The sequence below is a fragment of the Stenotrophomonas maltophilia group sp. Smal13 genome, assembly GCF_030236855.1.
Lineage (GTDB): Bacteria > Pseudomonadota > Gammaproteobacteria > Xanthomonadales > Xanthomonadaceae > Stenotrophomonas > Stenotrophomonas maltophilia_A.
Window position 1 is genome coordinate 1 of the sequence record NZ_JASJSQ010000008.1, and the last position, 23,503, is coordinate 23,503.

Here is a 23,503-nt window from a genome sequence, read left to right on the forward strand (position 1 = left end):
CGCCAGTGCTAGCTTTTCGTACCGTCACTTATTGCACTGAAAACGAGGAGACCCCATCACATATGGCAGTACCCGCATCCTGATCGACTGCGGACTTTTCCAAGGACTGAAGAACCTGCGCGAGCTGAACTGGCAGCATCTTGTCGTTGAGTCCAAGGACATCGATGCGGTTGTACTGACGCACGCGCACCTGGATCATTGTGGATATCTCCCCCGATTGGTGCTGAACGGGTTCCGCGGGAAGATTTTCTCGACGCCAGCCACACGGGACGTCGCCGAACTCATCCTGCTCGACAGTGCTTGGTTGCAGGAGAAGGATGCCGAGTTCGCCAACCGGAAGGGATTTTCCAAGCACAAGCCAGCCCTTGCCCTGTATCGGGTCCGAGATGCCGAACGCACGCTCTTGCAGTTCAAGCCCGTGCCACTGCATCAGGAGACGGTATTGCCGGGCGGTGCACGCCTGGTTCTACGCAGGGCCGGCCACATTCTTGGAGCGGCGACGGCGCAGATCGACATCGGCGGCAAGCGTTTGGTGTTCTCCGGCGACCTGGGCCGCTATGACGATGCGGTCATGCCTGATCCTGAACCCGTCACGGAAGCGGACTACATCATCATCGAGTCCACCTATGGCAATCGTCATCATGACCGTTCCGATGCCGTCGAAGCGCTAGGCGACATCATCGAGCGTACGACTCGCCGCGGAGGCACCGTAGTGATTCCCGCTTTTGCCGTAGGACGCGCGCAGTCGTTGATCTATGACCTATGGCTGTTGCGACAGCGCGGTCGGCTCCGCAACGTGCCCGTCTATCTGGACAGTCCCATGGCCACCAGCGCAACTGCGCTGCTGCACCGCCATGCCGACGACCACAAGCTCGCTCAACACGATTTCGAGACGGCATTCTCAGAAGTCACATACGTGCGCGACGTTGAAGAGTCCAAGGCGCTATCGGCGAATCGATACCCCAAGGTGATTATTTCCGCCAGCGGCATGGCCACCGGCGGCCGCGTGCTGCATCACATAGAAGCGTTTGGCGGTAGCCATCAGAACACGCTGCTGTTCTCTGGATTCCAAGCAGCAGGTACGCGCGGGCGCAAGCTGCTTGAGGGCGCTCGCGAAGTCAAGATCCATGGACGCTGGATGCCGATCAAGGCAGAGGTCGCCGAGCTTGCGATGTTGTCGGCTCATGCCGACAGCGATGAGCTGATGCGATGGCTGCGCGGCTTTACCAAGGCGCCGGAAAGAGTGTTCATTGTTCACGGTGAATCTGATGCCTCTGAGGCGCTGCGCGAACGTATCCAGCGCGAACTCAATTGGCACGCATCGGTGCCCATGCAAAACCAGGAGTTCGCCCTGTGAGTGCCCGCATCACGCCCCAGACACCCGCCTTGCAAGCATTGCGCATGCGACTGCATGCCCAGCATCAACCCGTCGTCTTGATGCGTACCGATTGCCATGTCTGCCGTGCCGAAGGGCTGGCACCGCGGTCACAGGTACTGATCATTGCCGGCGACCGCACTGTGCAAGCGCTACTGTACCAAATCGACAGCGATCTGCTCAAAACCGGACAGATCGCTCTGTCCGAGGCCGCCTGGGATGCCCTGGACATTCATGAGGGCGATCTTGTGCAGGTTCGGCATCCTCCGCTGCTCGAATCGTTGTCGGCCGTGCGTGCGCGAATTCACGGCCACCGACTGCAAACGACGGAGTTGCAGGCGATCGTCCGTGATGTGGTCGATGGTCGCTATACCGATGTCGCACTTTCGGCCTTCCTGACCGCAACGGCGGTACTGCCTCTGGATATGCAAGAGACCATCCATCTCACCCGTGCGATGGTCGATGTCGGGGATCACCTGCAATGGCAGGCTCCGATTGTTGTGGACAAGCATTGCGTGGGCGGATTACCGGGAAATCGCACCACGCCGTTGGTGGTTGCCATCGCCGCAGCCAATGGATTGGTGATGCCCAAGACCTCATCACGCGCCATCACCTCTCCCGCTGGCACCGCGGACACCATGGAAACGCTGGCTCCTGTAGACCTGGACCTGGATACGCTCAGAAAGGTCGTGGAGAAAGAGGGTGGATGCGTGGCGTGGGGCGGCGCGATGCACCTCAGCCCCGCGGACGACATCTTCGTGCGTATTGAGCGTGAACTGGATATCGACACGCAAGGACAACTGATTGCCTCGGTGTTATCCAAGAAGATTGCAGCAGGGGCGACCCACATCGTGATCGATATTCCGGTTGGGCCAACCGCAAAAGTCCGCAGCCGGGAAACTGCCGAGCATCTTGCGCATCACCTTTCGGAAGTCGCCGCGTCATTTGGCCTTGTATTGCGTTGCCTGTTTACAGACGGGAATCAGCCTGTCGGCAGAGGTATCGGCCCGGCGTTGGAGGCGCGCGACGTGTTGGCCGTATTGCGCAACGAGGCGGATGCGCCGCAAGACCTATGTGACCGCGTGGCGTTGGTGGCGGGCGCGGTGCTTGAGCTTGGCGGCGTCGCCAAAGAAGGGGAGGGACTTCGGTTGGCTCATGAGACGATCAGCAGTGGCCGCGCGTGGGAAAAATTTCAGAGAATCTGCGCGGCTCAGGGGGGATTTCGTGAGCCGCCCCAAGCTCTCTATGTCGAACCGCTTTTGGCAACCACTTCAGGCCGAGCAGTACACATCGACAACCGTAAGCTTTCTCGTTTAGCCAAATTGGCCGGTGCGCCTGAGAGTCCAGCCGCAGGGATTCAATTGCAGGTGCGCTTAGGTGACGAGATAACACGCGGACAACCATTGATGTTTTTGCATGCGCAAACCTCTGGAGAGATGGCCTATGCACTCGCATACGTACAAGGCATTGGGGACATTGTAAAGATTGAACCTTAGCGCCGTGGATAAACAGGGCTCTTGAATGCTCGGTCAAACACAGCCCGGCCTCTCGTTTGGAAAAGTTGAACGCCTACATCTCATGCTCAAGAACATATGAAAAAACATCGCTTAAAAGAAGTTTTCAACCTGCATCGCGTGGAGCAAACAGAAGGAGGTCGTCAGCGCCTGAATAGGAACATTGCTCATGGAACTGCGGCACCTGCGTTGCTTTATCGTTTTGGCCGAAGAACTTCATTTCACACGGGCGGCTGAGCGTCTTCACATTGAGCAACCTCCTCTGTCCCGCGCCATCAAGGAGCTTGAGGACGAGTTAGGCGCTGTGCTCTTCGACCGGGACCGCCGGGGCACCCGACTGACCGCTGCGGGTGCCGTGTTCCTGCAGGACACTCGCCGGCTATTCACCGTCCTGGAGCAGGCCCGCGAGAACGTCAAGGCTGTCGCGGCGGGCTTGCGAGGCAGCCTGCGCATCGCCGTATCCGACGGCGCGCTCGATCCCCGGCTGTCGGCGTTTCTAGCCCGTTGCCGTGCCGAAGAACCCGAGATCGAGATACGGATGTCCGAAGTGCCTTTGGCCGAGCAGTTGCGCGGCCTGCGCTCGGGCGACTTCTGCATCGGATTCGCTCATACCGCCGACGTCGGTGATGGCATCGTCGCCGAACCTATCTGGCAGGACCCGCTGGTGGTCGCCTTGCCAGCCCGGCACGCACTGCTCGTCCACAAGGAGGTTCCACTCCATGAACTCCGGGGGCATCCTCTTGTCCTGTGCGATCCCCAGGTGTGCGAAGGCTACTGCCGCGAGTTGGCGCGCCTCCTGCAGACCCAGGAACACAAACTGAATGTCGTTGAGGAGGTTTCCTCGCTGGACATGATGCTCACCTTGGTCGGTGCCGGCTACGGCGTGGGCTTCATGACGGCGACCAAGATTCCGGTCAGCCAGCGACCGGACGTGGTGATCCGTCCATTGGCGCTGGATACAGCCGTGATCACCACCTACCTGCTTCGACTCGAAAGCAGCAACTCATCGGCTTCGCTGGTGCGATTTATCGACCGCCTCCGGGACCCTTCGAGCGACTGACGCAACGGACCGCACCACTTAAGATTGGGCATCGGCACGAAGATTGCGTTCCGTTGCACTCATCAGCTCTGCCGCACTTATGCTGAGGGCAGCGGAGATTTTCAGTATCAATGCGAGCGTGGGCATGTGCTCCCCACGCTCGATCTTGCCCATATGCGAGCGAGCTATACCAGCCATGGACGCGAATTCATCCTGAGCGACTCCCTGCGCCAAGCGGGCAGCACGCACCGCTTGGCCGAAGGCCAGTGCCGGCTCGGCTTCATAGGTGGTTGTGCCAGGGGGGCGGCCCGGTTGAACGCTGCGCTTCTGCATCACCAGAAGCGTCGATCAATCGACCGAATTTAACCACGTTAAAGATATCTCTTTTGGCTATCATGGTGGCTCGCCTTTTTGATCCGATCGCTTTGTGGGGGCTCTCATGCACGACGCCACCAGCCAGTTTTCCTTTTCCAATTTCAGGCTTGCCATAGCGCCTGGCGTACCGTCATCGCATCTTTCGGCATTGCTTGCGTTGCAGCGTGCGGAAGAGCCGGAAGTCACCATTTCGTTTCATGAGGTCACAGCCGATGATTTGATTGCGGGACTTCGGGAAGGCCGCTACGACGCGGGCATGACGCTTGAAGGATCGAGCGATCCGTCGCTGAAAAGCCAACCTCTATGGACCGAGAACATGGCCGTCGCCATGCCGTTGCGCTTTCCCTTACTTGACCAGGCGAAGCTCACGATCGCCGAACTGTTGGACTACTCCGTCTTTCGCTGGCCTGCAGAGAATTGCCCTTTGCTGGATCAGCGGCTGCCTTCTCTTCCCGCGGTGAGTCAACAGAACATTCAGCGTGTCTCTTCCTTCGAGATGATCGCGCTATGGGTCGCTGCCGGCTACGGCGTCGGGGTATCCGCGCAATCGCGCATTGAGCATGCGCAGGGATGGGGCATTCACACACGGCCGCTGTCTGACGGACCCTACGAGATCGTGACCCACCTGCAGCGGCCCTGCGGACAAGCCGACGTTGTTTCAGAGCGGTTCGAGCGCAGAGCACTGCAGGTCGCCAAGAATGCTCCAACCTAGTCGAGTGCCAATGTCCTCGTTCTGCGTCTTCAGTTCAAGGTGCTACACGTGCATTAGGCATTCCACTCGCCAAGCAGCAGACATCACTCGCGCTCTATGACACGGAGCAGCGCCGTTCTACGCTTCGACATGGGGCCAAACGCCTTCGTGACCCCTTCAACGGGTTTCCCTGCCTGCAATGAGTCAAGGATGTCAGCCCAGTCCTGCATGATTACCTTGCGGGACTCCACAAACTTCGTGTGATCGTAGGGCGCGCGCGATGAGTCCTTGCTCTTTTTGGAATGAGCGAGTTGAAGATCGACCCGCTTCTCCGGATATCCCAACAGTCCAAGGATCGTCGTTGCGGTCGAGCGGAAGCCATGGGACGAAAACCGTCCGCCATAACCCATGCGCTTGAGTGCTTGATTGAGCGTCGTTGCCGACATCACTTGTCCCGGCTTTCTGTAGCTCGGGAACAATACTTTGCCGCCGCCAGTTAGAGCATGTAGTTCCCTAAGAGCGGCCACCGCCTGCCGTGACAGGGGAACCAGATGGGGGCGTCGCATCTTCATGCGCTCGGACGGAATCGACCACATGGCGTTGTCCAGGTCGAACTCTTCCCAGGAGGCCTTGCGCAGTTCTACGGTGCGCACGTAGGTCAAAGCCATCAGCTTGAGGGCGAGGACTGTCGTCTGGTAACCCCCTTCGTTGTCCACACGATTGAGAAAGTCCGGGATCTCTGCCCATGTCAACGGAGGGTTGTGGCGGACCTGAGGGCGCTTGACCAGTCCCTTGAGCAAGGCGGCAGGATCGTATTCGCAGAGACCTTGGGCAGCCGCATAACTGAAGATTTGCCCACACCACTGGCGGATGAGGATCGCCACAGTCTTCGCGCCACGAGCCGCCACATCCTTGATGATGGGGCGCAGATGTGGAGCCCTGATGCTGCTGATCGGCAACTTGCCAATCCGGGGGAAAACATCCTTCTCAAGGTAGCTGGTGACCTGGTTGGTGTAGTACTCGCTCCAGTGAGCATTGCTGACGATCCACTCCCGAGCAACGGTCTCGAACGTGCGTTCGTATGTGTCGGCCTGGAGGGCGATCGCCGCCTTTTTCTCCACGATGGGGTCGAGGCCCTTCTTGACCAACGCCTTTGCCCGGTCCCGTTCCGCACGGGCTGCCTCCAGCGTGACCTTTGGGTACACCCCGATTGAGTACACCTGTTCAGCGCCGCCCAGCCGGTAGCGGTACCACCAGAGCTTGGAGCCGTTGGGCTGAACGCGCAAAAAGAGGCTGCCTCCGTCCCGGAGTTGGTACACCTTGGGCCTGGGCTGCGCCGTTTCCACTTTGCGCGCCGAGAGAAGATTGAGTGCTGTGAGTGCCATGTGTATAACGCCTCCAGTTTGGCCCGTTACACACTCCATTACACACATGAGCACTGGATTTGTCCAGCTTTCAGAATCGCTCGATGGACGATCAACCCTTTAAAAACATAGACTTAGAGTTGTTCCATGGAGGTTGATAGACGCCAGTAGACCTCAATCGTAGTTATCGATCATCCACAACATGGTCAGGTTCCGTCGCTTATCAGGAAAATGGCGTATACGTTTTCGGTGTAGGTGATGGGGCCGGCTTCGATGGATTCGCGCAGGCGTGAGCCGGTGGTCTCGATCATGTCCATCTGCGCCGCAGGTGACGGCGGCGATGGCGGTGTCACCATGTCGTCGCTTCTGGGCCAATTGCCCGCCTGCACGCCATAGGCGAAGTTCGGCGCCACATCGGAGATGCTGTACAGCCCGCGCAGCTTCGTGCCGTAGGCATTGGCAAGGCCCTGCGCGGATTGGCGCGTCGACGCGGCGGCCTCACCCTTGAGTTCGCGCCGCAGCGCCACTTCGCCCGAGTAGGTCGGGGCCACGCTGCTGACCTGCAGGTTCTCGTTGGCCTTCAGTGCACCCAGCACGTCCTGCATCGCCTTCACGCTGGCGAAGCTGGCACGCAGCTGGCGCGACACGCGGGTGCCGACGAAGACCTGCCGGTTCTGCTCATAGCGCGTGGCCGGGCCGATCCGCAGATTGTCCGCACGCACGCTGCCCTCCACCGCCTTGTGCTGCTTGAACAGCGCCAGCACGCGCGCGACGTTGTCCTGCACGCGGCGGCGCGCGGCGTCGGCATCCATGTCGGTCTCTTCGATGTTCAACTGCAGGCCGAACCGGTCGGGCATCACCTCGCGGCGCGCCTCGCCCTTCACCAGCAGGTGCGGCTGGGAGGGAATGGTGTTGGCCTGCGCCCACGCAGACGGGGCCATCGTGGCCAGCAGTGACGACCACAGCAATGCGCTCAGCAGCTTCATGCGGTACTCCTTGTCTTGAACGGGAACGGCGGAACGACCACGGCGCAGCGGCCGTGGCGAGGCAGGCTTACAGGCCCTTGGCGGCCTGGGCGACGGCGCGGAACAGCGCGCGGCCCTTGTTCATCGTCTCGTCCCATTCCTTGTCCGGGTCCGAGTCGTAGACGATGCCGGCGCCGGCCTGCACGTACAGGCGGCCATCCTTGATCACCGCGGTGCGGATCGCGATCGCGGTATCGGCATCGCCGTGCCAGCCGATGTAGCCGATGCTGCCGGCGTAGACATTACGCTTGATCGGTTCCAGCTCGCGGATCACTTCCAGCGCGCGGATCTTCGGCGCACCGCTGACCGTGCCGGCCGGGAAGGTGGCACGCAGCACGTCGGCATAGCTCAGGCCCGGCTGCAGCTGCCCGGTCACTTCGCTGACGATGTGCATGACGTGGCTGTAGCGCTCGATCACGAACTGCTCGCCCACTTCCACGGTGCCGGCCTTGGACACGCGACCAGCATCGTTGCGGCCGAGGTCGATCAGCATCAGGTGCTCGGCGCGCTCCTTCGGATCGGCCAGCAGCTCGGCTTCCAGCGCCAGGTCCTGTTCGACAGTGGCACCGCGCGGCCGGGTGCCAGCGATCGGACGCACCGTCACTTCGCCATCCTGCAAACGCACCAGGATTTCCGGCGAGGAACCGACCACCTGCAGGTCGCCGACATCGAGGAAATACATGTAGGGCGACGGGTTCAGTGCACGCAGCGCACGGTACACATCCACCGGGCGCGCCTTGAACGGCACGCTCAGGCGCTGGCTCAGCACCACCTGGAAGATGTCGCCGGCACGGATGTATTCCTTGCTGCGCTGGACCGCATCGACGAAGCCTTCGCGGGTGAAACCGGAGACGAAATCGGACTCGTCCAGCACATCGCTGTTGAGCGGTGCGGGATAACCAGCACCCGGCGCGCGCAGCTTGGCGGTCAGTGCATCCAGGCGCGCCTGCGCCTGCTCGAAGGCACCCTCGACACGCGGGTCGGCATGCACGATCAGGTACAGCCGGCCCTTGAGGTTGTCGAACACCGCCAGCTCGTTGGAGTCCAGCAGCAGGATGTCCGGCGTGCCCAGCTCGTCGCGGCCGGCCGGCGGAGCCAGGCGCGGTTCGATGTAGCCGATGCACTCGAAACCGAACCAGCCGACCAGGCCGCCGGTGAAGCCCGGCAGGCCTTCCAGCTTCGGCACCGAGTGGGCGCTGCGCAGCGCCTCGACTTCAGCGAACGGGTCGGCCACCTCGCGGGTGTCCACCACCTGGCCGTCCTCGCGCACGGTCAGCGTGTGGCCGTGGAAGGCGTACACGCGGCGCGCCGGCAGGCCGATGATCGAGTAACGACCAAAGCGCTCGCCGCCTTCGACGGATTCAAACAGGTAGGTATTGGGGCCGTCGGCGAGCTTCAGATAGACCGAAAGCGGCGTGTCCAGGTCGGACAGCACTTCACGGACGACGGGAATATGGGTGTGGCCTTCAGCGGCCTGCAGCTGAAACTGAGCGTGCGAGTTCAAGACGACTTTCCTTCCGGGACACAGCGTTATGGGGGCGGACGACGGCAACGGGCCACCATCGCCACCAACGGCGTGCGGAAGAAAGGGTATGCGGGGTCGTCAGGCTGGACACCCCTTGACTGTATCGCAGCCGGGGCGGGAGGGGAACCCCGTCGCGGCGTCGCGGTTCATTCGGCCATTAGCCCATCCGCCGGGCGTTCTCCTGGGCCTCCAGCCCCTGTTGCTGGGCCAGTCCGGCTGCCGTCGCCTGTTCGCGACCGGTGTTCAGGGCGTCAACCTGCGCCGTGCTCACGGCCAGCGGCTGGGCCATGCCGGCCGCCACGTCCACATGCGCATGTCGGCGGTGGGCCGCCTGCAGATCCGGGGTGTCGATCGCGAATGCCCGCGTGCGGTCGTCACTGAGCAGCACATGGGAGATGGCCTGCAACCCTTCGCGCTTGGCCTGCGCAGCCAACGCCCCGGCCAGCTGATCGCTCTGCAGGTTCGGGATGCGGCCATGTGCCACATCGAGGCCGTGCACGCCGGTCTGCGCGCCCTTGAACAGATGGAAATCGATGTGCCCCGGATCGTTCAGCGCGGGTATCTTCGCGCCCCCCTCCTGCAGCTGCGCATGCGGCCGTCCAAGCAGCTTGCGCGCGGCCGCCTCCTGGCTCGCGATTGCCGCGTCGAGACTGGGGTTCATCGTCTCGCTCATGCCATGCCGGTCCACCGACTCCCCCATGGTCGCACTGCCGCGCCCGATCACCCACGACGTCTTGGCCAGGTTGACCAGGTTCTGCGGCAGTGCCGGCGTGGGCAGGTGGGTGGCAATGCCCTTGTTGGCCATCGCGCCCAGCCCGACGGTGCCGGCCAGCACGGCCGGCGCCTGCGAGGTCAGCCCGGTGATCTGATGGCTGCTCCAGTTCATGCCCATGTGGAAAGTCGCGCCGTACACGGCATAGCCGTTGCGCAGCCCATTGGCCACGCCATGCACGCCCTGCTGCAGCTGGCCGCCCAGATGATGGCCGCCGGCACGGATGCGGCCGGCATCCGCCGCCGCTTCACGGGTGGCTTCACGGGCCTTGGTTTCGTGTTGATTGCGCGCCGCATCACCGTGCTCACGCATCTGTCTGGCCATGTCGTCGGCACCGAGCGCACCCAGCACGCTGGCCCCGATGTTCCAGCCGTAACTGCCCTTGGCCTGCACGCGGTGGCTGACCGATTCGACCAGACCCTGCAGCTCGCGACCCTTGGCAATGACCGTCGCACCGCCTTCGATGCCCACCCGCATGCTCTTGCCACCGTAGTCGACCACGGTGCCGATCGCATTTCCCTGCAGGGTAGACGCACGCTCGACGGCCACGCCGGACAAGCTCATGCCCCGGCCCGCCAGCGCGCCGACCTGCTCGACATGTTCACCGGCAACCCGTCCGGCACGCATGCCGCGCGCACCTGCGATCAGCACCTCGGCCAGCGGGCCACCGTATTCGGCAAGCTGGCTTGGCGCTTCTCGATGGCGGCGATCCACCACCTTTCCGTTCACTTCGGTCTTGGCGTCCAGCAACAGTTCCATCCTGCCCGCGGCCACCGGAACATTGCGCAATGCCTCTGCCCCGGATTTCGACGCCAGCTGGTCAACCAGCTGGGCCGTGGCCGTCTGCGCACCCGCCGGCATCATCTCCTGCAGCTTGCGGGTAACCATCTGCTGCACGCCGGGCTGACGCAGCAGCTGGCTGGTCTCGCTGGCCAACAGGCCAAAGCCCTGCCGGTGATGCTCGTTGAGCCGCTTCAATCCATTCTGCACATCGTTGAGCACTTCACCCGAGGTCTGGTAGGTGTGCACCGTGTCGCGCGTGTTGAACACCGGCAATCCGTGGGATTTCGCGTAGCGATCGGCGGTGGCCGGATGCAGCCCGGCCGAATTGAAGGTGGTCGCACGTACACCGGTAACCGCCGAAGCGGCAGAGGCCATGCCGCCGCCAAGCGAATGACCGGCGAGTTCAAACTGGGTACCAGAGGTCTTCAAGCGACTCGCCAGTGCCATGGCCCGATCGTAGTAGTCACTCTGCATGCCTACGCCCTGGCGTCCATTGTTGAGGAAATCCTCGCCTCCGGATTCACGCCGCCCGCCTTTCGCCCGGGGATCGATGATTTCGCCCGTTGATCCCTTGAACACCAGCACCGGCTTGGCGTCATCACCGAACACCCTTTTGTCCGGAATGTAGATCTCTGCGCGGAAGCCCGAATCGTTCGGCCGCATCAGCTTCTTCAGGTCGGCCGCTCCCAGGCTGATGCCCGCCGCTTTGAGCGTGTCCGGGTCGGTCACGGCACTGGCTCGCGTCCACCCGACCGGCGGCTCACCTTTGCCCTTTGCCGAGGCATACACATCATCAGCAAGCGAACCCAGCTCGCGGGCGTGATAGGTCTCGCGCAAGCGCGCCGCCTCGGTGGCATGTCCACCTCCCTGCAGTTGCTCGACCAGGTGCTGCTGCGCCTGGACGCTCTTGGCGCGGGCCTGCAACAGGCGTTCCTGCTGCTCGGGATCGTGACCGCTCATGGCAGACTCCATTGCTCATCAGTGAAGACACGGTCATCCAGGACCTGCTGGAATGACCACGGCCAACGCTATCATCCCCCGAACGCGTCCATGTCAAGGGATCACATGCACCGTCACCCTCACAGTTCCTTTACGCCATTTTCCTGCCTGGCGCTGATGCTGCTGATGCTGCTGAGCGCCTGCGCGCGCACGTCTTCACATGGCGCGGAGCGCTATTTCGAGGGCAAGGTACTTGAACTGGCCATCGCCGCCGAACAGGGTGATGCAGCGACGATCACGCGCCTGATCAAGACCGAAGGCGTGAACCCCGACAAGGAGTTCTCGAAGCAGGATGGCATTCCGCTCATCGCGTGGCCGTTGCGCGCACAGAACCTGGAAGGCCTGCGCGCGATGCTCGACAACGGCGCCGACCCGAATGCACGGCGTATTGAAACGCTGGACGGCGAGACGTTCCGCCACAACAACGCCATGGTCTATGCCGCGAAGATGGACGATCCGCGCTACCTGGCCCTGCTGCTGGATCATGGCGGCGACCCGGACACGCGCACCTCCAACACCGAAACGCTGCTGTTCCAGGCTTTCATTTCCGGCAACCTGTGGAAGAACATCCAGCTGCTGGTGGAGCGAGGCGCGCACGTCAACGAATCCAACATCGGCCAGGCCGATACCGTTCTCAGCTGGTACACCGGCCGTGGCGGCTTCGAGCAGGCCTACTGGCTGCTTGAGCATGGCGCGGACCCCACGATTGCATCGCCGTCATCGGCGCAACCGGGCGCGCCCGATCGGATGGCCATGGTCGAAGCCATCTACTGGGAAATCACCACACCGGACCTGCTGCCCTGGCAGAAGAAGTGCCAGCAGTGGCTGATCGATCACGGCATTGCCCGGCCGCCGCTGCCGCAGTACATCCGCGAGAAGCGCGAAGCATTCGGCTTCCCGGCGAAGGAGCAGGACATCCCCCCGTTGTAGGACTTCCGGTCCGGCTCAGCGCGGCTCGGACAACAGGGCACAGCCCACGGGCAGGTGCATCCGCACCCTGCCCGGCACGCACGCGATGCGGAACTGGCGCGCCTGTACCGGTTCGCCGTCCAGGTTGAGCGTCAACGGGCGCTCGGAATCCACCTGCAGCCACGGCAGGCGCGCGCGCGTTGCCAGCTGTTCCAGTGCGGCCTGGGTGCCCGACTTCAGCATCTGGCCGAGCGTGGCGGTGACTTCACCTTCCAGCTCCGGAAGCACCGTCACGTCCAGCTGCCCATCATCGATCAGCGCCTGCGGGCACAATTGCTGGCCACCACCGGCCTGGCGGCCATTGCCGATGCCGAGCGCGATGAAGTCGCCTTCCCACGCGAAATCCGGGCCCGACAGGCGCGCATGGATCGGCTCGATCCGCCCCAGCTTGGCAATGCCGGTGATCACGTAGGCCAGCCCGCCCAGCATCTTCTTCAGGCCGGCATCGGTCTCCACCGTCACCTGCGTGCCGAAGCCACCGCTGGCGAGGTTGGCGCACCACCATTGCGTGCCATCGGCGTCCACGCGCAGCAGATCGATGGCATGCGGCGTGGCCTGCCCGATCAAGGCCAAGGCCGCCTTCGGCTCGGTCGGGATGCCGGCCGCAGTCGCGAAGTCGTTGGCGGTGCCCATCGGGATTAGCGCCAGCGAGGGCAACGCATCTGCCGGCTCCTCACGATGCGCCAGTGTCTCGGCCACCGCGCTGAGCGTGCCGTCGCCACCGGCGGCCACGATCACGTCCACGCCATGATCGATCGCCTCGGCCACGTAGCGTTCGGCGTCACCGTCTTCCCAGGTCACCCGCACTTCCAGCTGCACGCCCTGCCCACGCCAATGACCGACCGCGTCGCGCAGCTCGTCATTGCCTGCGGATTTTCCGTTGAGGATCAGGCGCCAGCGCGGGGTGGTCATGCGGTGCTTCCAGGACGGGGGTGGCACAGGCTAGCAATGCGCCGTTTGTCCGCAGTGAATGTCACGCAGGTGTCATTCAGCTGCTGGAGAATGGAAGGCCATAGCAGGGACGACGGATGGAGGCAGGATCAGCCTCCCACGCATGCAGCGAAGCCACGCCAGTGATTGGCGTGGCTTTTTTTTGGTGCGTAGGGAGTGCGAACCAAGGTTCGCACCCACCGGGTTGCGGCTCGCACCCACCAGGCTGCGGTTCGCACCCACAGTGTTGCGGTTCGCACACACCCGGTGGGTAGATCCACGCCATGCGTGGATGCACTTCGCCTCAACCGTTGGCGAAATCGTGCAATGCCTGGCCCTGCAGCCGGTACACGGTCCACTCGTCCTGCGGCGTGGCGCCAGCGGCGGTGTAGAACTCGATGGCCGGGGTATTCCAGTCCAGCACCGACCATTCGAAACGACCGCAACCCTCGGCCACGGCCTGGCGTGCGATGTACTTCAGCAGCGCCTTGCCGGCGCCTGCGCCGCGCTTTTCCTGGCTGACATACAGGTCTTCCAGGTAGATGCCCTTGCGGCCCAACCAGGTGGAGTAGTTGTAGAAATACACGGCGTAACCAATGGGCTCGCCGTCGGCTTCGCAGATCAGCGCGCGCGCCGTGGCATCGGCACCGAACAAGCTCTCGGCGATGCCGATCTCATCGGTCTGCACCGAATGCTCGGCCTTCTCGTAGATGGCCAGTTCGCGGATGAAATGCAGGATCAGGCCGGCATCGGCCACAGTGGCCGGACGGATGTTCAACAGAGCCATGGGCGGAAAAGGGAGACGGAGGGAATCAGGCGAGCTTAATCCCCTCCGTCCCTTTTTTGTCAGCGTGCCGCAGCGACATTCGCGCGCATCTGCGCGATCACGTCCTGGTAACTGGTCTTGGCGTTGAAGATGGCCGAACCGGCAACGAAGGTGTCGGCACCGGCAGCGGCGATCTCGCCGATGTTGTCGGCCTTCACGCCGCCGTCGATCTCCAGGCGGATGTCCTTGCCGCTGGCATCGATCATCTTGCGCACCACGCGCAGCTTGTCCAGCGCCGAGGGAATGAAGGCCTGGCCGCCAAAGCCCGGGTTGACCGACATCAGCAGCACCAGATCCAGGTCGTCCAGCACCCAGTCGAGGATGTCCACCGGGGTGGCCGGATTGAGCACGATGCCCGGCTTGCAGCCCAGCGAGCGGATCAGCTGGATGGTGCGGTGCACGTGGCGGCTCGCTTCCGGGTGGAAGCTGATGTAGGTGGCACCGGCTTCGGCGAAGTCCGGGATGATGCGGTCCACCGGCTCGACCATCAGGTGCACGTCGATCGGCGCGGTCACGCCGTGCTTGCGCAGCGCCTGGCAGACCATCGGGCCGATGGTCAGGTTCGGCACGTAGTGGTTGTCCATCACGTCGAAGTGGACCCAGTCCGCGCCGGCGGCGAGGACGTTGTCGACTTCCTCGCCGAGGCGGGCGAAGTTGGCGGACAGGATGGAGGGGGCGATGAGGCAGTTGGACATGGCCGGGCCTTGCAACGGTAGGAAAGAGGGTCAGCGCTTGCGCAGGGTCTTGATGCGGTCGTAGGCGGCGTTGATCCGCCGCGACTTCTGCTCGGCCTGCTGCTGCAGCTCGGGGGCGGCGCCGCCAAGCTTGTCGGGGTGGTACTGCGAGATCAGCCTGCGGTAGGCGCGCTCGACCTCGGCATCGGTGGCCTCGGAGGTCAGCCCCAGCTCCCGGTACGGGTTCTCCTTGTTCAGGCGGAACCAGTCCGAATCGAAGGCGTGGCCGATCAACAGGCCGACCACCGCGCCGAACAGCGGATTGGGCCGGAACAGCAGGGCGCCGGCGATGAATCCGAGCAGTTTTCCGTACCAGCGCATGGCGCTCCGGGGTCGACCGACGAAATGGACGCTCATTTTACGTCACAGCGGGCCCGGACGGCTTTACACTAGGCCGCCCGCTGGTCAGCGGGCCCGCCGGGTCCGTTGGGCAGCAGCCGTATCGACAACGCCCCAGGAGTGCCCGTGCCAACCACGCTGTTGCAATCCGATCTCCCCGGCCTGCCCTTGCGCCATCGCGGCAAGGTGCGTGATGTGTTCGATATCCCGCGCGAGCGGCTGCCAGCAGGGACCCCGCCGGGCGACTACCTGCTGATGGTGGCCACCGATCGCCTGTCGGCGTTCGACGTGGTCCTGCCCGACCCGATTCCGGGCAAGGGCGAGATGCTCTGCCAGGTCTCCAACTTCTGGTTCGCCAAGACCGCGCACCTGATGCCCAACCACCTGACCGGCATCGACGTGGCCAGCGTGCTGCCCGAAGGCGTGGACCCGGCCCTGTACGCCAAGCGCGCGGTGGTCACCCGCAAGCTGAAGCCGGTGCCGGTGGAAGCGATCGCCCGCGGCTACCTGATCGGCAGCGGCTGGAAGGACTACCAGCGCACCGGCAAGGTCAGCGGCATCGACCTGCCCGACGGCCTGCGCCAGGCCGAGCAGCTGCCCGAGCCGATCTTCACCCCCTCGACCAAGGCCGCCGTGGGCGACCATGACGAGAACATCGATTTCGATGCGATGGTGAAGCAGGTCGGTGCCGAGATGGCCGAGCGCGTGCGCGATGCCACCCTGCGCATCTACAAGTTCGCCGCCGAGTACGCCCGCGAGCGCGGCATCATCCTGGCCGATACCAAGTTCGAGTTCGGTACCGACGCCGATGGCCGCCTGTACATCATGGACGAGATGCTGACGCCGGATTCCTCGCGTTACTGGCCGGCCGACGAGTACGAAGTGGGCACCAGCCCGCCGAGCTACGACAAGCAGTTCGTGCGCGATTACCTGGAGACGCTGGACTGGGGCAAGACCGCCCCGGGCCCGACCATCCCGGCCGAGATCATCGAGCGCACCCGCGCCAAGTACGCCGAGGCGCTGCAGCGCCTGGCCGGGATCAGCGTCGACTGATGCCCTGCGCCCCCCGCCGGTCTGGCTGGGGGCGTTCTGAATGCGGTACTGCCGGCCGCTGGCCGGCAACCTCGCGAACCTGCAGCCAGGCATGGCCTGGCTCTACTGACGGTTGCCTGGGGGTAGTGCCGGCCGCTGGCCGGCAACCTCGCGAACTCGGCTATGCTCTGGATTGCCGGCCAGCGGCCGGCACTACCGTTGTCCGAGGAAGCAACGCAGCATGCAGACATCCACCGAGCTTGCGCGGCCGATCGACCGCTATTTCGCCAGCTACTCCGACGACCACCGCAATGTCATCAACCAGCGCATCCACGTGGTGGCGGTGCCGGCAATCCTGTGGTCGGTGGTGGCCCTGCTGTGGTGCCTGCCGCCGCTGATCACCTGGTTCCAGTACGGCATCTGGTCGGCGTTCGCGATGTTCAGCGCCTGGTGCTTCTACAACAAGCTGTCGCGCCCGCTGGGCATCGGCATGCTCATCCAGTTCTTCGTGTTCGGCTGCCTGTGCAGGCTGCTGGAGGCCGAGATCGGCCTGCATAACCTGTTCTGGCTGGCGGTGGGTGTATTCGTTGTGGCCTGGATCGCCCAGTTCATCGGTCACAAGTTCGAGGGCCGCAAGCCCAGCTTCCTGACCGACCTGACCTACCTGCTGATCGGCCCGGCCTGGGTGATGGCCAAGTTCTACCGCAAGCTCGACTGGCGCTACTGACCTGCCCGTGGCCGACGGTGCCCCTCGTTTCCTGAACGGGCAGATTCCGTCACCCGCACTCCACGACGGCCCTGCCAGCCTGCACCGGTGATCCGTTCCCCACCTCCCGCCCGTCGACGGCAGCCCCTGTGCGACAGGGCCTGCGGTCTCCCTGCGTGGGCGTAGGGTGTCCCCCTAGGGCAACCGGGGAGGGACCGCAGCAACGTGATGCTGCGCTGCAGAAAAAATGAATCAGCGGACGTTACATGCAATTGATCGCTGTTCGATGGGTTTCGGCGACATTTCGCAGCCTGTTATCCTCCCTGACCTGCTCGTGAATCATGGATTCCCTGCATGCTCCCCAGCCTGCCCCTGCTGCTGGCCCTGCCGTTCCTGATGGCAGCGGCTGTTGCGGCCTTCCTCCGTAGTTCGCGCTCGACTGCTGCCTGGCTGGCGGCGCTGGCGCCGTTGGGCGGACTGGCCATCCTCGGCTGGCTGACCCCGTCGGTGCTCGACGGCCAGGTCGTGCGGACGATGGTCCCTTGGCTGCCGCAGATCGGTCTGGACTTCACCCTGCGCCTGGACGGGCTGGCCTGGATGTTCGCCGGGCTGGTGCTCGGCATCGGCGCGCTGGTGGTGCTGTATGCGCGCTACTACCTGAGCCAGCAGGACAACGCCCACCGCTTCTACTGCTACCTGCTGCTGTTCATGGGCGCCATGCTGGGCATGGTGCTGTCGGGCAACCTGCTGTTGCTGATGATCTTCTGGGAAATGACCAGCATCAGCTCGTTCCTGCTGATCGGCTTCTGGTCGCACCGCCAGGATGCCCGCGAAGGCGCACGCATGGCGCTGGTGATCACCGGCGGCGGTGGCCTGGCCCTGCTCGGTGGCGTGCTGCTGATCGGCCGCATCGTCGGCAGCTTCGACCTAGACGTGGTGCTGGCCGCCGGCGAGCAGATCCGCGCCAGCGCGCTGTACCCGTACGCACTGTTCCTGGTGCTGGCCGGCATCTTCACCAAGAGCGCGCAGTTCCCGTTCCACTTCTGGCTGCCGCACGCAATGGCGGCACCGACCCCGGTCTCGGCCTACCTGCATTCGGCCACCATGGTGAAGGCCGGTGTGTTCCTGCTGGCGCGCCTGCACCCGGCGCTGGCCGGCAGCGACCTGTTCTTCTACACGGTCAGCGGCATCGGCGCGCTGACCCTGCTGATCGGTGCCTGGAATGCGATCTTCCAGCACGACCTGAAAGGCCTGCTGGCGTACTCGACCATTTCCCACCTGGGCCTGATCACCCTGCTGTTCGGCCTGTCCACGCCGATGGCGGTGGTGGCCGGCGTGTTCCACATCCTCAACCACGCCACCTTCAAGGCCTCGCTGTTCATGGCCGCCGGCATCATCGACCACGAAACCGGCACCCGTGACATGCGCAAGCTGGGTGGCCTGCGCAAACTGATGCCATTCACCAGCGCGCTGGCGATCATCGCCTCGCTGGCGATGGCCGGCATCCCGTTGCTCAACGGTTTCCTGTCCAAGGAAATGCTGTTCGCCGAAGCGCTGACCGCCGGTGGCGGCCCGGGCGCGATGCGCACGGCCGTATCGATCGCGGCGCTGCTGGCCGGTGTGTTCGGCGTGGCCTACAGCCTGCGCTTCGTGCACGACACCTTCTTCGGCCCCGGCCCGCACGACCTCGACCGCGTGCCGCATGAGCCGCCGCGCTGGATGAAGGTGCCGGTGGAACTGCTGGTGGTGATCTGCGTGGCGGTGGGCATCGCCCCGGCACTGACCGTGGCGCCAGTGCTGCATGCCGCTGCGGCCTCGATCCTCGGCAACGCCATGCCCGAGTACAGCCTGGCCGTATGGCACGGCTTCAACCTGCCGCTGGCGATGAGCGCGATCGGCGTGGTCGGTGGCGTGGCGCTGTACTTTGGCCTGCGCAAGCTGATCAACCTGCACGGGGTGGAAACCCGCACCACCGGCCGCAACGTGTTCCATGCGCAGCTGGATGCCCTTTCCGCGCTGGCCATGCGCCTGACCAACGGCATCGCCAATGGCAGCCTGCAGCGCATGCTGCTGGGCCTGGTGCTGGTGGCGATCGCGGTCGCCGCCGCGCCGTTCGTGGCCAACCCGGCCTCGCCGAACTGGACCGCGCCGCAGCCGATCCCGCTGCTGGGCTGGGTGCTGTGGCTGGTGATGATGGCCTGCGCCGTTGCCACCCTCCGTGTCTACAAGCAGCGCCTGCTGGCAGTGCTGCTGGTTGGCGGCGTCGGCCTGATGGTGGCGCTGACCTTCGTGTTCCTGTCCGCACCGGACCTGGCGCTGACCCAGCTGCTGGTGGAGATGGTGACCCTGGTGCTGATGCTGCTGGGCATGAACTACCTGCCCGCGCAGTCCGGGCCGGAGCGGCCGCGCTGGCGCAAGCGCCGCGATGCGGTGATCGCGATCATCGCCGGCGCCGGCCTGGGTGCACTGGCCTATTCGGCGATGACGCTGCCGCCGAACACCATGGCCGGCGAGCTGCTCGCCCGCGCCCTGCCCGAGGCCTACGGCCAGAACGTGGTCAACGTGATCCTGGTCGACTTCCGCGGCTTCGATACCTTCGGCGAGATCACCGTGTTCGGCATCGCCGCACTGGTGGTGCATGCGCTGCTGCGTCGCACGCGGATGGCGCCGGAGCAGATCATGCCCGGCCCGCCGATCAAGCTGCCGGTGCCGGCCGACCTGGCGCAGATCATGTTCCCGCTGACGCTTACCGTATCGATCTTCCTGTTCCTGCGCGGCCACAACGCGCCGGGCGGTGGCTTCATCGCCGGCCTGGTGCTGGCGGTGCCGCTGCTGATCCAGTACGTGATCCAGGGCACCGCGTCGGTGGAGTCGCGCTTCGGCTTCGACTACATCCGCTGCATCGGCATGGGCCTGTTGATCGCCCTGCTCAGCGGCAGCGCGTCGATGCTGTTCGGCGTGCCGTTCCTGACCAGCGGCCACCTCGACCTGCACCTGCCGCTGATCGGCGACGTGCCGCTGGCGAGTGCGATCGGCTTCGACATCGGCGTCTATCTGGTGGTGTTCGGTGGCGCCATGCTGATGCTGTCGATGATGGGCACGATCAAGCCGTCGCGTACCCGTACCGCCCGCAAGGGTGAGATCGACCTGCAACGCCGTTCGGCACGCACCGGGGAGATGCACTGATGGAACTGGCCCTGGCTACCGCGATCGGCGTGCTGACCGCGATCGGCGTCTACCTGCTGCTGCGTGCGCGCAGCTTTGACGTGATCCTCGGCATGACCTTCCTGTCCTATGCGACCAACCTGCTGATCTTCGCCGGTGGCCGCGTGGTGCTGGGCAAGGCGCCGGTGCTGCAGGAAGGCGTGGACAGCCACCTCGGCAACTACACCGACCCGCTGCCGCAGGCGCTGGTGCTGACCGCGATCGTGATCGCCTTCGCGATGACCGCGGTCAGCATCGTGCTGGCCATGCGCAGCCGCAGCGACAACCACAGCGATCATGTGGACGCCCACGAGCCGGATGACGACCTGCAGGATGAGAGCGTGCTGCCGCGCCAGGGCGAGGACCGCGCATGAACCACCTGGTGATCCTGCCCATCCTGATTCCGCTGCTGGGTGCTGCACTGTCGCTGTTCGTCGAACACCGCCGGTATGGCCCCAAGGTGCAGCGCGCGGTGGCCTGGACTGCGCTGTCGGCGCTGGCGCTGGCGGTGGGCCTGCTGTTTGCCGCCACCGCCACTGGTGAGATCAACGTCTACCTGCTCGGCGACTGGCCGTCGCGTCTGGGCATCGCGCTGGTGGCCGACCGGCTGTCGGCGTGGATGCTGCTGACCACCCTGCTGCTGGCCATTCCCTGCCTGCTGCATGCCTGCTCGGGCTGGGACCGTCGCGCACCACACTTCCATGCACTGTTCCAGTTCCAGCTGGTCGGCCTGAATGGCGCATTCCTGACCGGCGACATCTTCAACCTGTTCGTGTTCTTCGAGGTGATGCTGATCGCCTCCTACGGCCTGCTGCTCAGTGGCGGCCGCGGCCTGCGCATGCGCATCGGCCTGCACTACGTGGTGTTCAACGTCACCGCCTCGACCCTGTTCCTGATCGCACTGGGCCTGCTGTACGCCTCGCTGGGCTCGCTGAACATGGCCGAGCTGTCGCAGCGCATTGCCGAGGTGCCGCCGGCGCAGCTGACGCTGGTAAAGGCCACGATGGGCCTGTTGCTGCTGGTGTTCTGCGCCAAGGCTGCACTGATGCCGCTGTACCTGTGGCTGCCGGAAGCCTATTCGCGCGCACCGGCCGCCGTGGCCGCCCTGTTCGCGATCATGACCAAGGTCGGCCTGTACTCGGTGCTGCGCATCCAGATGCTGTGGTTCGGCGACGATGCCGGTGCGATGGCCGGCTATGGCCGCGACTGGCTGCTGTGGGCCGGCGTGGCAACGCTGGTGCTTGGCGGCCTCGGTGCGCTGGCCGCGACCCGCCTGCGCGTGCTGATCTCGTATCTGGTAATCGTCTCGGCGGCCACGCTGTTCATCGCCTTCTCGGTAGGCACGCCGCAGGTGCTGTCCGCCGGCCTGTACTACCTGCCACACAGCAGCTTCGTCGCCGCCGCACTGTTCCTGATTGCCGACCTGATCCGCCGCCGCCGCGGTGGCGCCAGCGACCGCAAGGAAGTGGTCGCGCCGATGCCGGGCAAGGAAACGCCGGCGGTGCTGTTCCTGATCGGCGCGGTGTCCGTGGCCGGCCTGCCGCCGCTGTCCGGCTTCCTGGCCAAGGCCGCACTGCTGGCCGGCATGCCGGCGCAGTACACCGCCCCGGTGTGGACGGCAGTGCTGGTAAGCAGCCTGCTGGTGATCATGGGCCTGACCCGTGGCGGCATCCGCCTGTTCTGGCGCGTGCCGCCGGTCGAGGCCGATGCACCGAAGCCGCGCAAGGCACGCCTGCGCCGGGTCGAGCTGTACGCGGCCTGCATCCTGCTGGCCTACGGCATCGGCATGACACTGGCCGCCGCGCCACTGATGCGCTACACCGACGCCACCGCCGCACAGCTGCTGCACCCCAGCGAGTACGTGCAGCAGTTGCGCGCGACCACGCCGGAGATCCGCCAGCCATGACCGCCCAGCGCTCCCTGTTCCGTCGCGTCATTCCCTCGCCGATGCTCAGCATCATGGTGGTGGCGTTCTGGCTGCTGATGTCCGACAGCTTCACCCTCGGCCAGTTCGTGCTGGGGCTGGTGCTGGGCGTGGTGGTGCCGCTGTTCGCCGCGCGCCTGGACCGCGAGTTCGCCCGCATCGGTACCCTGCGCCCGCTGCCCAAGCTGCTGTGCGTGACCCTGTGGGACATCCTGATGTCCAACATCCGCGTCGCCGTGCAGGTGCTGGGCCCGGAGAAGAACATCCATCCGGGCTTCATCTGGCTGCCGCTGGACATCGCCAACATCCACGGCATCGCCGCGCTGACCAGCATGATCACGCTGACCCCGGGCACGGTCTCGGCCGCGCTCAGTGACGACCGCAAGTTCCTGCTGGTGCACGTGCTGCACCTGGAGGACCCACAGGACCTGATCGATACGATCAAGCGCCGTTACGAGGCGCCGTTGATGGAGATCTTCCCATGACCGGTTTTGAAGTCATCCAGACCACCCTGGTGGTGTGCATGCACGTGGTCGGCCTGGCCATGCTGCTGGCCACCTGGCGCCTGCTGCGCGGGCCGACCGTGCCCGACCGCATCCTCGCGCTGGACACGCTGTCGGTGACCGCGATTGCCGAGCTGATGCTGTTCGGCATGTACCTCAACTCGCCGATCTACTTCGAGGCGGCGCTGATCATCGCCATGCTCGGCTTCGGCAGCACCGTGGTGCTGAGCAAGTTCGTGCTGCGCCGGGACATCGTCGAATGATCACCGCGATCCAGATCGGCCTGTCGATCCTGCTGCTGTTCGGCTGCTTCTTCATCCTGGTCGGTGCATTGGGCCTGGTGAAGCTGTCCACGTTCTTCAAGCGGCTGCACGCACCGACCAAGGCCAGCACGCTGGGCGTGGGCTGCGTGCTGGTGTGCTCGGTGTGCTACCACATCTTCCTCGGCCAGGACCCGCAGCCGCGCGAGCTGCTGATCACCGTGTTCCTGTTCATCACCGCACCGATCAGCGCGCACATGATGGCCAAGGCCGCGCTGTCGCTGCTGATGGAAACCCGCCCCAGCCTGCCCGGCAACGAACCGGCCGCCGAAGAGCAGCTGCCGCCGCCGGAACCGGTGCGGGAAGAAGAAACCACGCAGAACCGGTGAATCCGGTAGAGGCCGACCTTGGTCGGCGCTTCGTTTCCCCGAGTGCCAACCAAGGTTGGCAGCTACCGGATCATCGGTGGGTGGACCGGTGGGTGCCGACCGTTGGTCGGTACGGAGCCAACCGCATACACGCATGGCGTGGATCTACCGACCGCAATGCCCGGTAGAGGCCGACCTTGGTCGGCGCTTTGTTTCCCTGAGTGCCAACCAAGGTTGGCAGCTACC

22 protein-coding genes are annotated in these 23,503 nt (G+C 64.4%); 13 read left to right on the top strand and 9 right to left on the bottom strand.

The genetic code is table 11. The annotated features are described in order from the left end of the window. Nucleotides 1-55 precede the first annotated feature (55 nt). The 3 genes from QRO95_RS04480 (at nt 56) to QRO95_RS04490 (ending at nt 3,949) form a co-directional block, all read left to right on the top strand. Nucleotides 56-1,357, top strand: coding sequence for an MBL fold metallo-hydrolase RNA specificity domain-containing protein (locus QRO95_RS04480; RefSeq protein WP_285301814.1), 1,302 nt, complete (start codon nt 56-58; stop codon nt 1,355-1,357). Then, nucleotides 1,354-2,871 (top strand): thymidine phosphorylase family protein, encoded by a 1,518-nt coding sequence (locus QRO95_RS04485; RefSeq protein WP_020307800.1) that lies wholly within the window; start codon nt 1,354-1,356, stop codon nt 2,869-2,871. The genes QRO95_RS04480 and QRO95_RS04485 overlap by 4 nt, the downstream gene beginning before the upstream one ends. Nucleotides 2,872-3,058: 187 nt before the next feature. Continuing rightward, nucleotides 3,059-3,949: a LysR family transcriptional regulator gene (locus tag QRO95_RS04490; protein WP_003050005.1), complete on the top strand. Its 891-nt coding sequence runs from the start codon at nt 3,059-3,061 to the stop codon at nt 3,947-3,949. 18 nt (nt 3,950-3,967) lie between these two features. Here QRO95_RS04490 and QRO95_RS04495 read toward each other — a convergent pair whose 3' ends face one another. After that, nucleotides 3,968-4,261: a helix-turn-helix domain-containing protein gene (locus tag QRO95_RS04495; protein WP_003050003.1), complete on the bottom strand. Its 294-nt coding sequence runs from the start codon at nt 4,259-4,261 to the stop codon at nt 3,968-3,970. 106 nt (nt 4,262-4,367) lie between these two features. Between QRO95_RS04495 and QRO95_RS04500 the strand changes: the two genes are divergently transcribed. After that, a complete protein-coding gene (locus QRO95_RS04500; RefSeq protein WP_020307796.1) occupies nt 4,368-5,015 on the top strand; it encodes a substrate-binding domain-containing protein in 648 nt (215 codons plus the stop codon). 83 nt (nt 5,016-5,098) lie between these two features. Here QRO95_RS04500 and QRO95_RS04505 read toward each other — a convergent pair whose 3' ends face one another. The 4 genes from QRO95_RS04505 to QRO95_RS04520 form a co-directional block, all read right to left on the bottom strand. Beyond that, the gene (locus tag QRO95_RS04505; protein WP_003060765.1) at nt 5,099-6,379 is read right to left on the bottom strand and encodes a phage integrase central domain-containing protein; all 1,281 of its coding nucleotides are present in this window, start codon (nt 6,377-6,379) and stop codon (nt 5,099-5,101) included. Nucleotides 6,380-6,564: 185 nt separating this feature from the next. After that, nucleotides 6,565-7,344 (bottom strand): SIMPL domain-containing protein, encoded by a 780-nt coding sequence (locus tag QRO95_RS04510; protein ID WP_049461246.1) that lies wholly within the window; start codon nt 7,342-7,344, stop codon nt 6,565-6,567. Between the two features lie 67 nt (nt 7,345-7,411). Then, entirely contained in the window at nt 7,412-8,887 is a 1,476-nt protein-coding gene (gene trpE / locus QRO95_RS04515; RefSeq protein WP_049424043.1) for an anthranilate synthase component I, read from the bottom strand. 178 nt (nt 8,888-9,065) lie between these two features. Further along, the gene (locus QRO95_RS04520) at nt 9,066-11,423 is read right to left on the bottom strand and encodes an XVIPCD domain-containing protein (RefSeq protein WP_285301764.1); all 2,358 of its coding nucleotides are present in this window, start codon (nt 11,421-11,423) and stop codon (nt 9,066-9,068) included. Nucleotides 11,424-11,528: 105 nt separating this feature from the next. Between QRO95_RS04520 and QRO95_RS04525 the strand changes: the two genes are divergently transcribed. After that, nucleotides 11,529-12,392, top strand: coding sequence for an ankyrin repeat domain-containing protein (locus QRO95_RS04525; RefSeq protein ID WP_285301765.1), 864 nt, complete (start codon nt 11,529-11,531; stop codon nt 12,390-12,392). Between the two features lie 15 nt (nt 12,393-12,407). On the opposite strand, the gene yegS is transcribed toward QRO95_RS04525, so the two are convergent. From yegS to QRO95_RS04545, 4 genes are all read right to left on the bottom strand, one after another. Beyond that, nucleotides 12,408-13,343, bottom strand: coding sequence for a lipid kinase YegS (gene yegS, locus QRO95_RS04530; protein ID WP_049401671.1), 936 nt, complete (start codon nt 13,341-13,343; stop codon nt 12,408-12,410). 322 nt (nt 13,344-13,665) lie between these two features. Beyond that, nucleotides 13,666-14,148, bottom strand: coding sequence for a GNAT family N-acetyltransferase (locus QRO95_RS04535; protein WP_032127161.1), 483 nt, complete (start codon nt 14,146-14,148; stop codon nt 13,666-13,668). Nucleotides 14,149-14,207: 59 nt separating this feature from the next. Continuing rightward, entirely contained in the window at nt 14,208-14,882 is a 675-nt protein-coding gene (gene rpe, locus QRO95_RS04540; RefSeq protein ID WP_032127160.1) for a ribulose-phosphate 3-epimerase, read from the bottom strand. A 30-nt stretch (nt 14,883-14,912) separates the two neighbouring features. Further along, nucleotides 14,913-15,242, bottom strand: coding sequence for a DnaJ family molecular chaperone (locus QRO95_RS04545; protein ID WP_014038745.1), 330 nt, complete (start codon nt 15,240-15,242; stop codon nt 14,913-14,915). Nucleotides 15,243-15,386: 144 nt separating this feature from the next. Here QRO95_RS04545 and QRO95_RS04550 point away from each other — a divergent pair, with 144 nt between their 5' ends. The 8 genes from QRO95_RS04550 to QRO95_RS04585 all read left to right on the top strand — a co-directional run bounded on the left by QRO95_RS04550 (nt 15,387) and on the right by QRO95_RS04585 (nt 23,278). Continuing rightward, entirely contained in the window at nt 15,387-16,313 is a 927-nt protein-coding gene (locus QRO95_RS04550) for a phosphoribosylaminoimidazolesuccinocarboxamide synthase (RefSeq protein ID WP_032127159.1), read from the top strand. A 220-nt stretch (nt 16,314-16,533) separates the two neighbouring features. Then, a complete protein-coding gene (locus QRO95_RS04555; RefSeq protein WP_005411329.1) occupies nt 16,534-17,019 on the top strand; it encodes a DUF962 domain-containing protein in 486 nt (161 codons plus the stop codon). A gap of 333 nt (nt 17,020-17,352) precedes the next feature. Further along, complete coding sequence (locus QRO95_RS04560) at nt 17,353-20,184, top strand: monovalent cation/H+ antiporter subunit A (RefSeq protein ID WP_285301766.1); 2,832 nt, start codon at nt 17,353-17,355, stop codon at nt 20,182-20,184. Continuing rightward, the gene (locus tag QRO95_RS04565) at nt 20,184-20,576 is read left to right on the top strand and encodes a Na+/H+ antiporter subunit C (RefSeq protein ID WP_285301767.1); all 393 of its coding nucleotides are present in this window, start codon (nt 20,184-20,186) and stop codon (nt 20,574-20,576) included. Before QRO95_RS04560 ends, QRO95_RS04565 begins: the two co-directional genes overlap by 1 nt. After that, on the top strand, nt 20,573-22,108 hold the full coding sequence (locus tag QRO95_RS04570; protein WP_049401675.1) for a monovalent cation/H+ antiporter subunit D: 1,536 nt from the start codon (nt 20,573-20,575) through the stop codon (nt 22,106-22,108). The genes QRO95_RS04565 and QRO95_RS04570 overlap by 4 nt, the downstream gene beginning before the upstream one ends. Next, complete coding sequence (locus QRO95_RS04575; protein ID WP_049401676.1) at nt 22,105-22,611, top strand: Na+/H+ antiporter subunit E; 507 nt, start codon at nt 22,105-22,107, stop codon at nt 22,609-22,611. The genes QRO95_RS04570 and QRO95_RS04575 overlap by 4 nt, the downstream gene beginning before the upstream one ends. Further along, nucleotides 22,608-22,892 (top strand): K+/H+ antiporter subunit F, encoded by a 285-nt coding sequence (locus QRO95_RS04580; protein WP_005411334.1) that lies wholly within the window; start codon nt 22,608-22,610, stop codon nt 22,890-22,892. The genes QRO95_RS04575 and QRO95_RS04580 overlap by 4 nt, the downstream gene beginning before the upstream one ends. Further along, nucleotides 22,889-23,278 carry a Na+/H+ antiporter subunit G gene (locus QRO95_RS04585; RefSeq protein ID WP_049401677.1) on the top strand — a complete coding sequence of 130 codons (390 nt, stop codon included), beginning with the start codon at nt 22,889-22,891 and terminating at the stop codon, nt 23,276-23,278. Before QRO95_RS04580 ends, QRO95_RS04585 begins: the two co-directional genes overlap by 4 nt. The last annotated feature ends 225 nt before the right edge of the window (nt 23,279-23,503 follow it).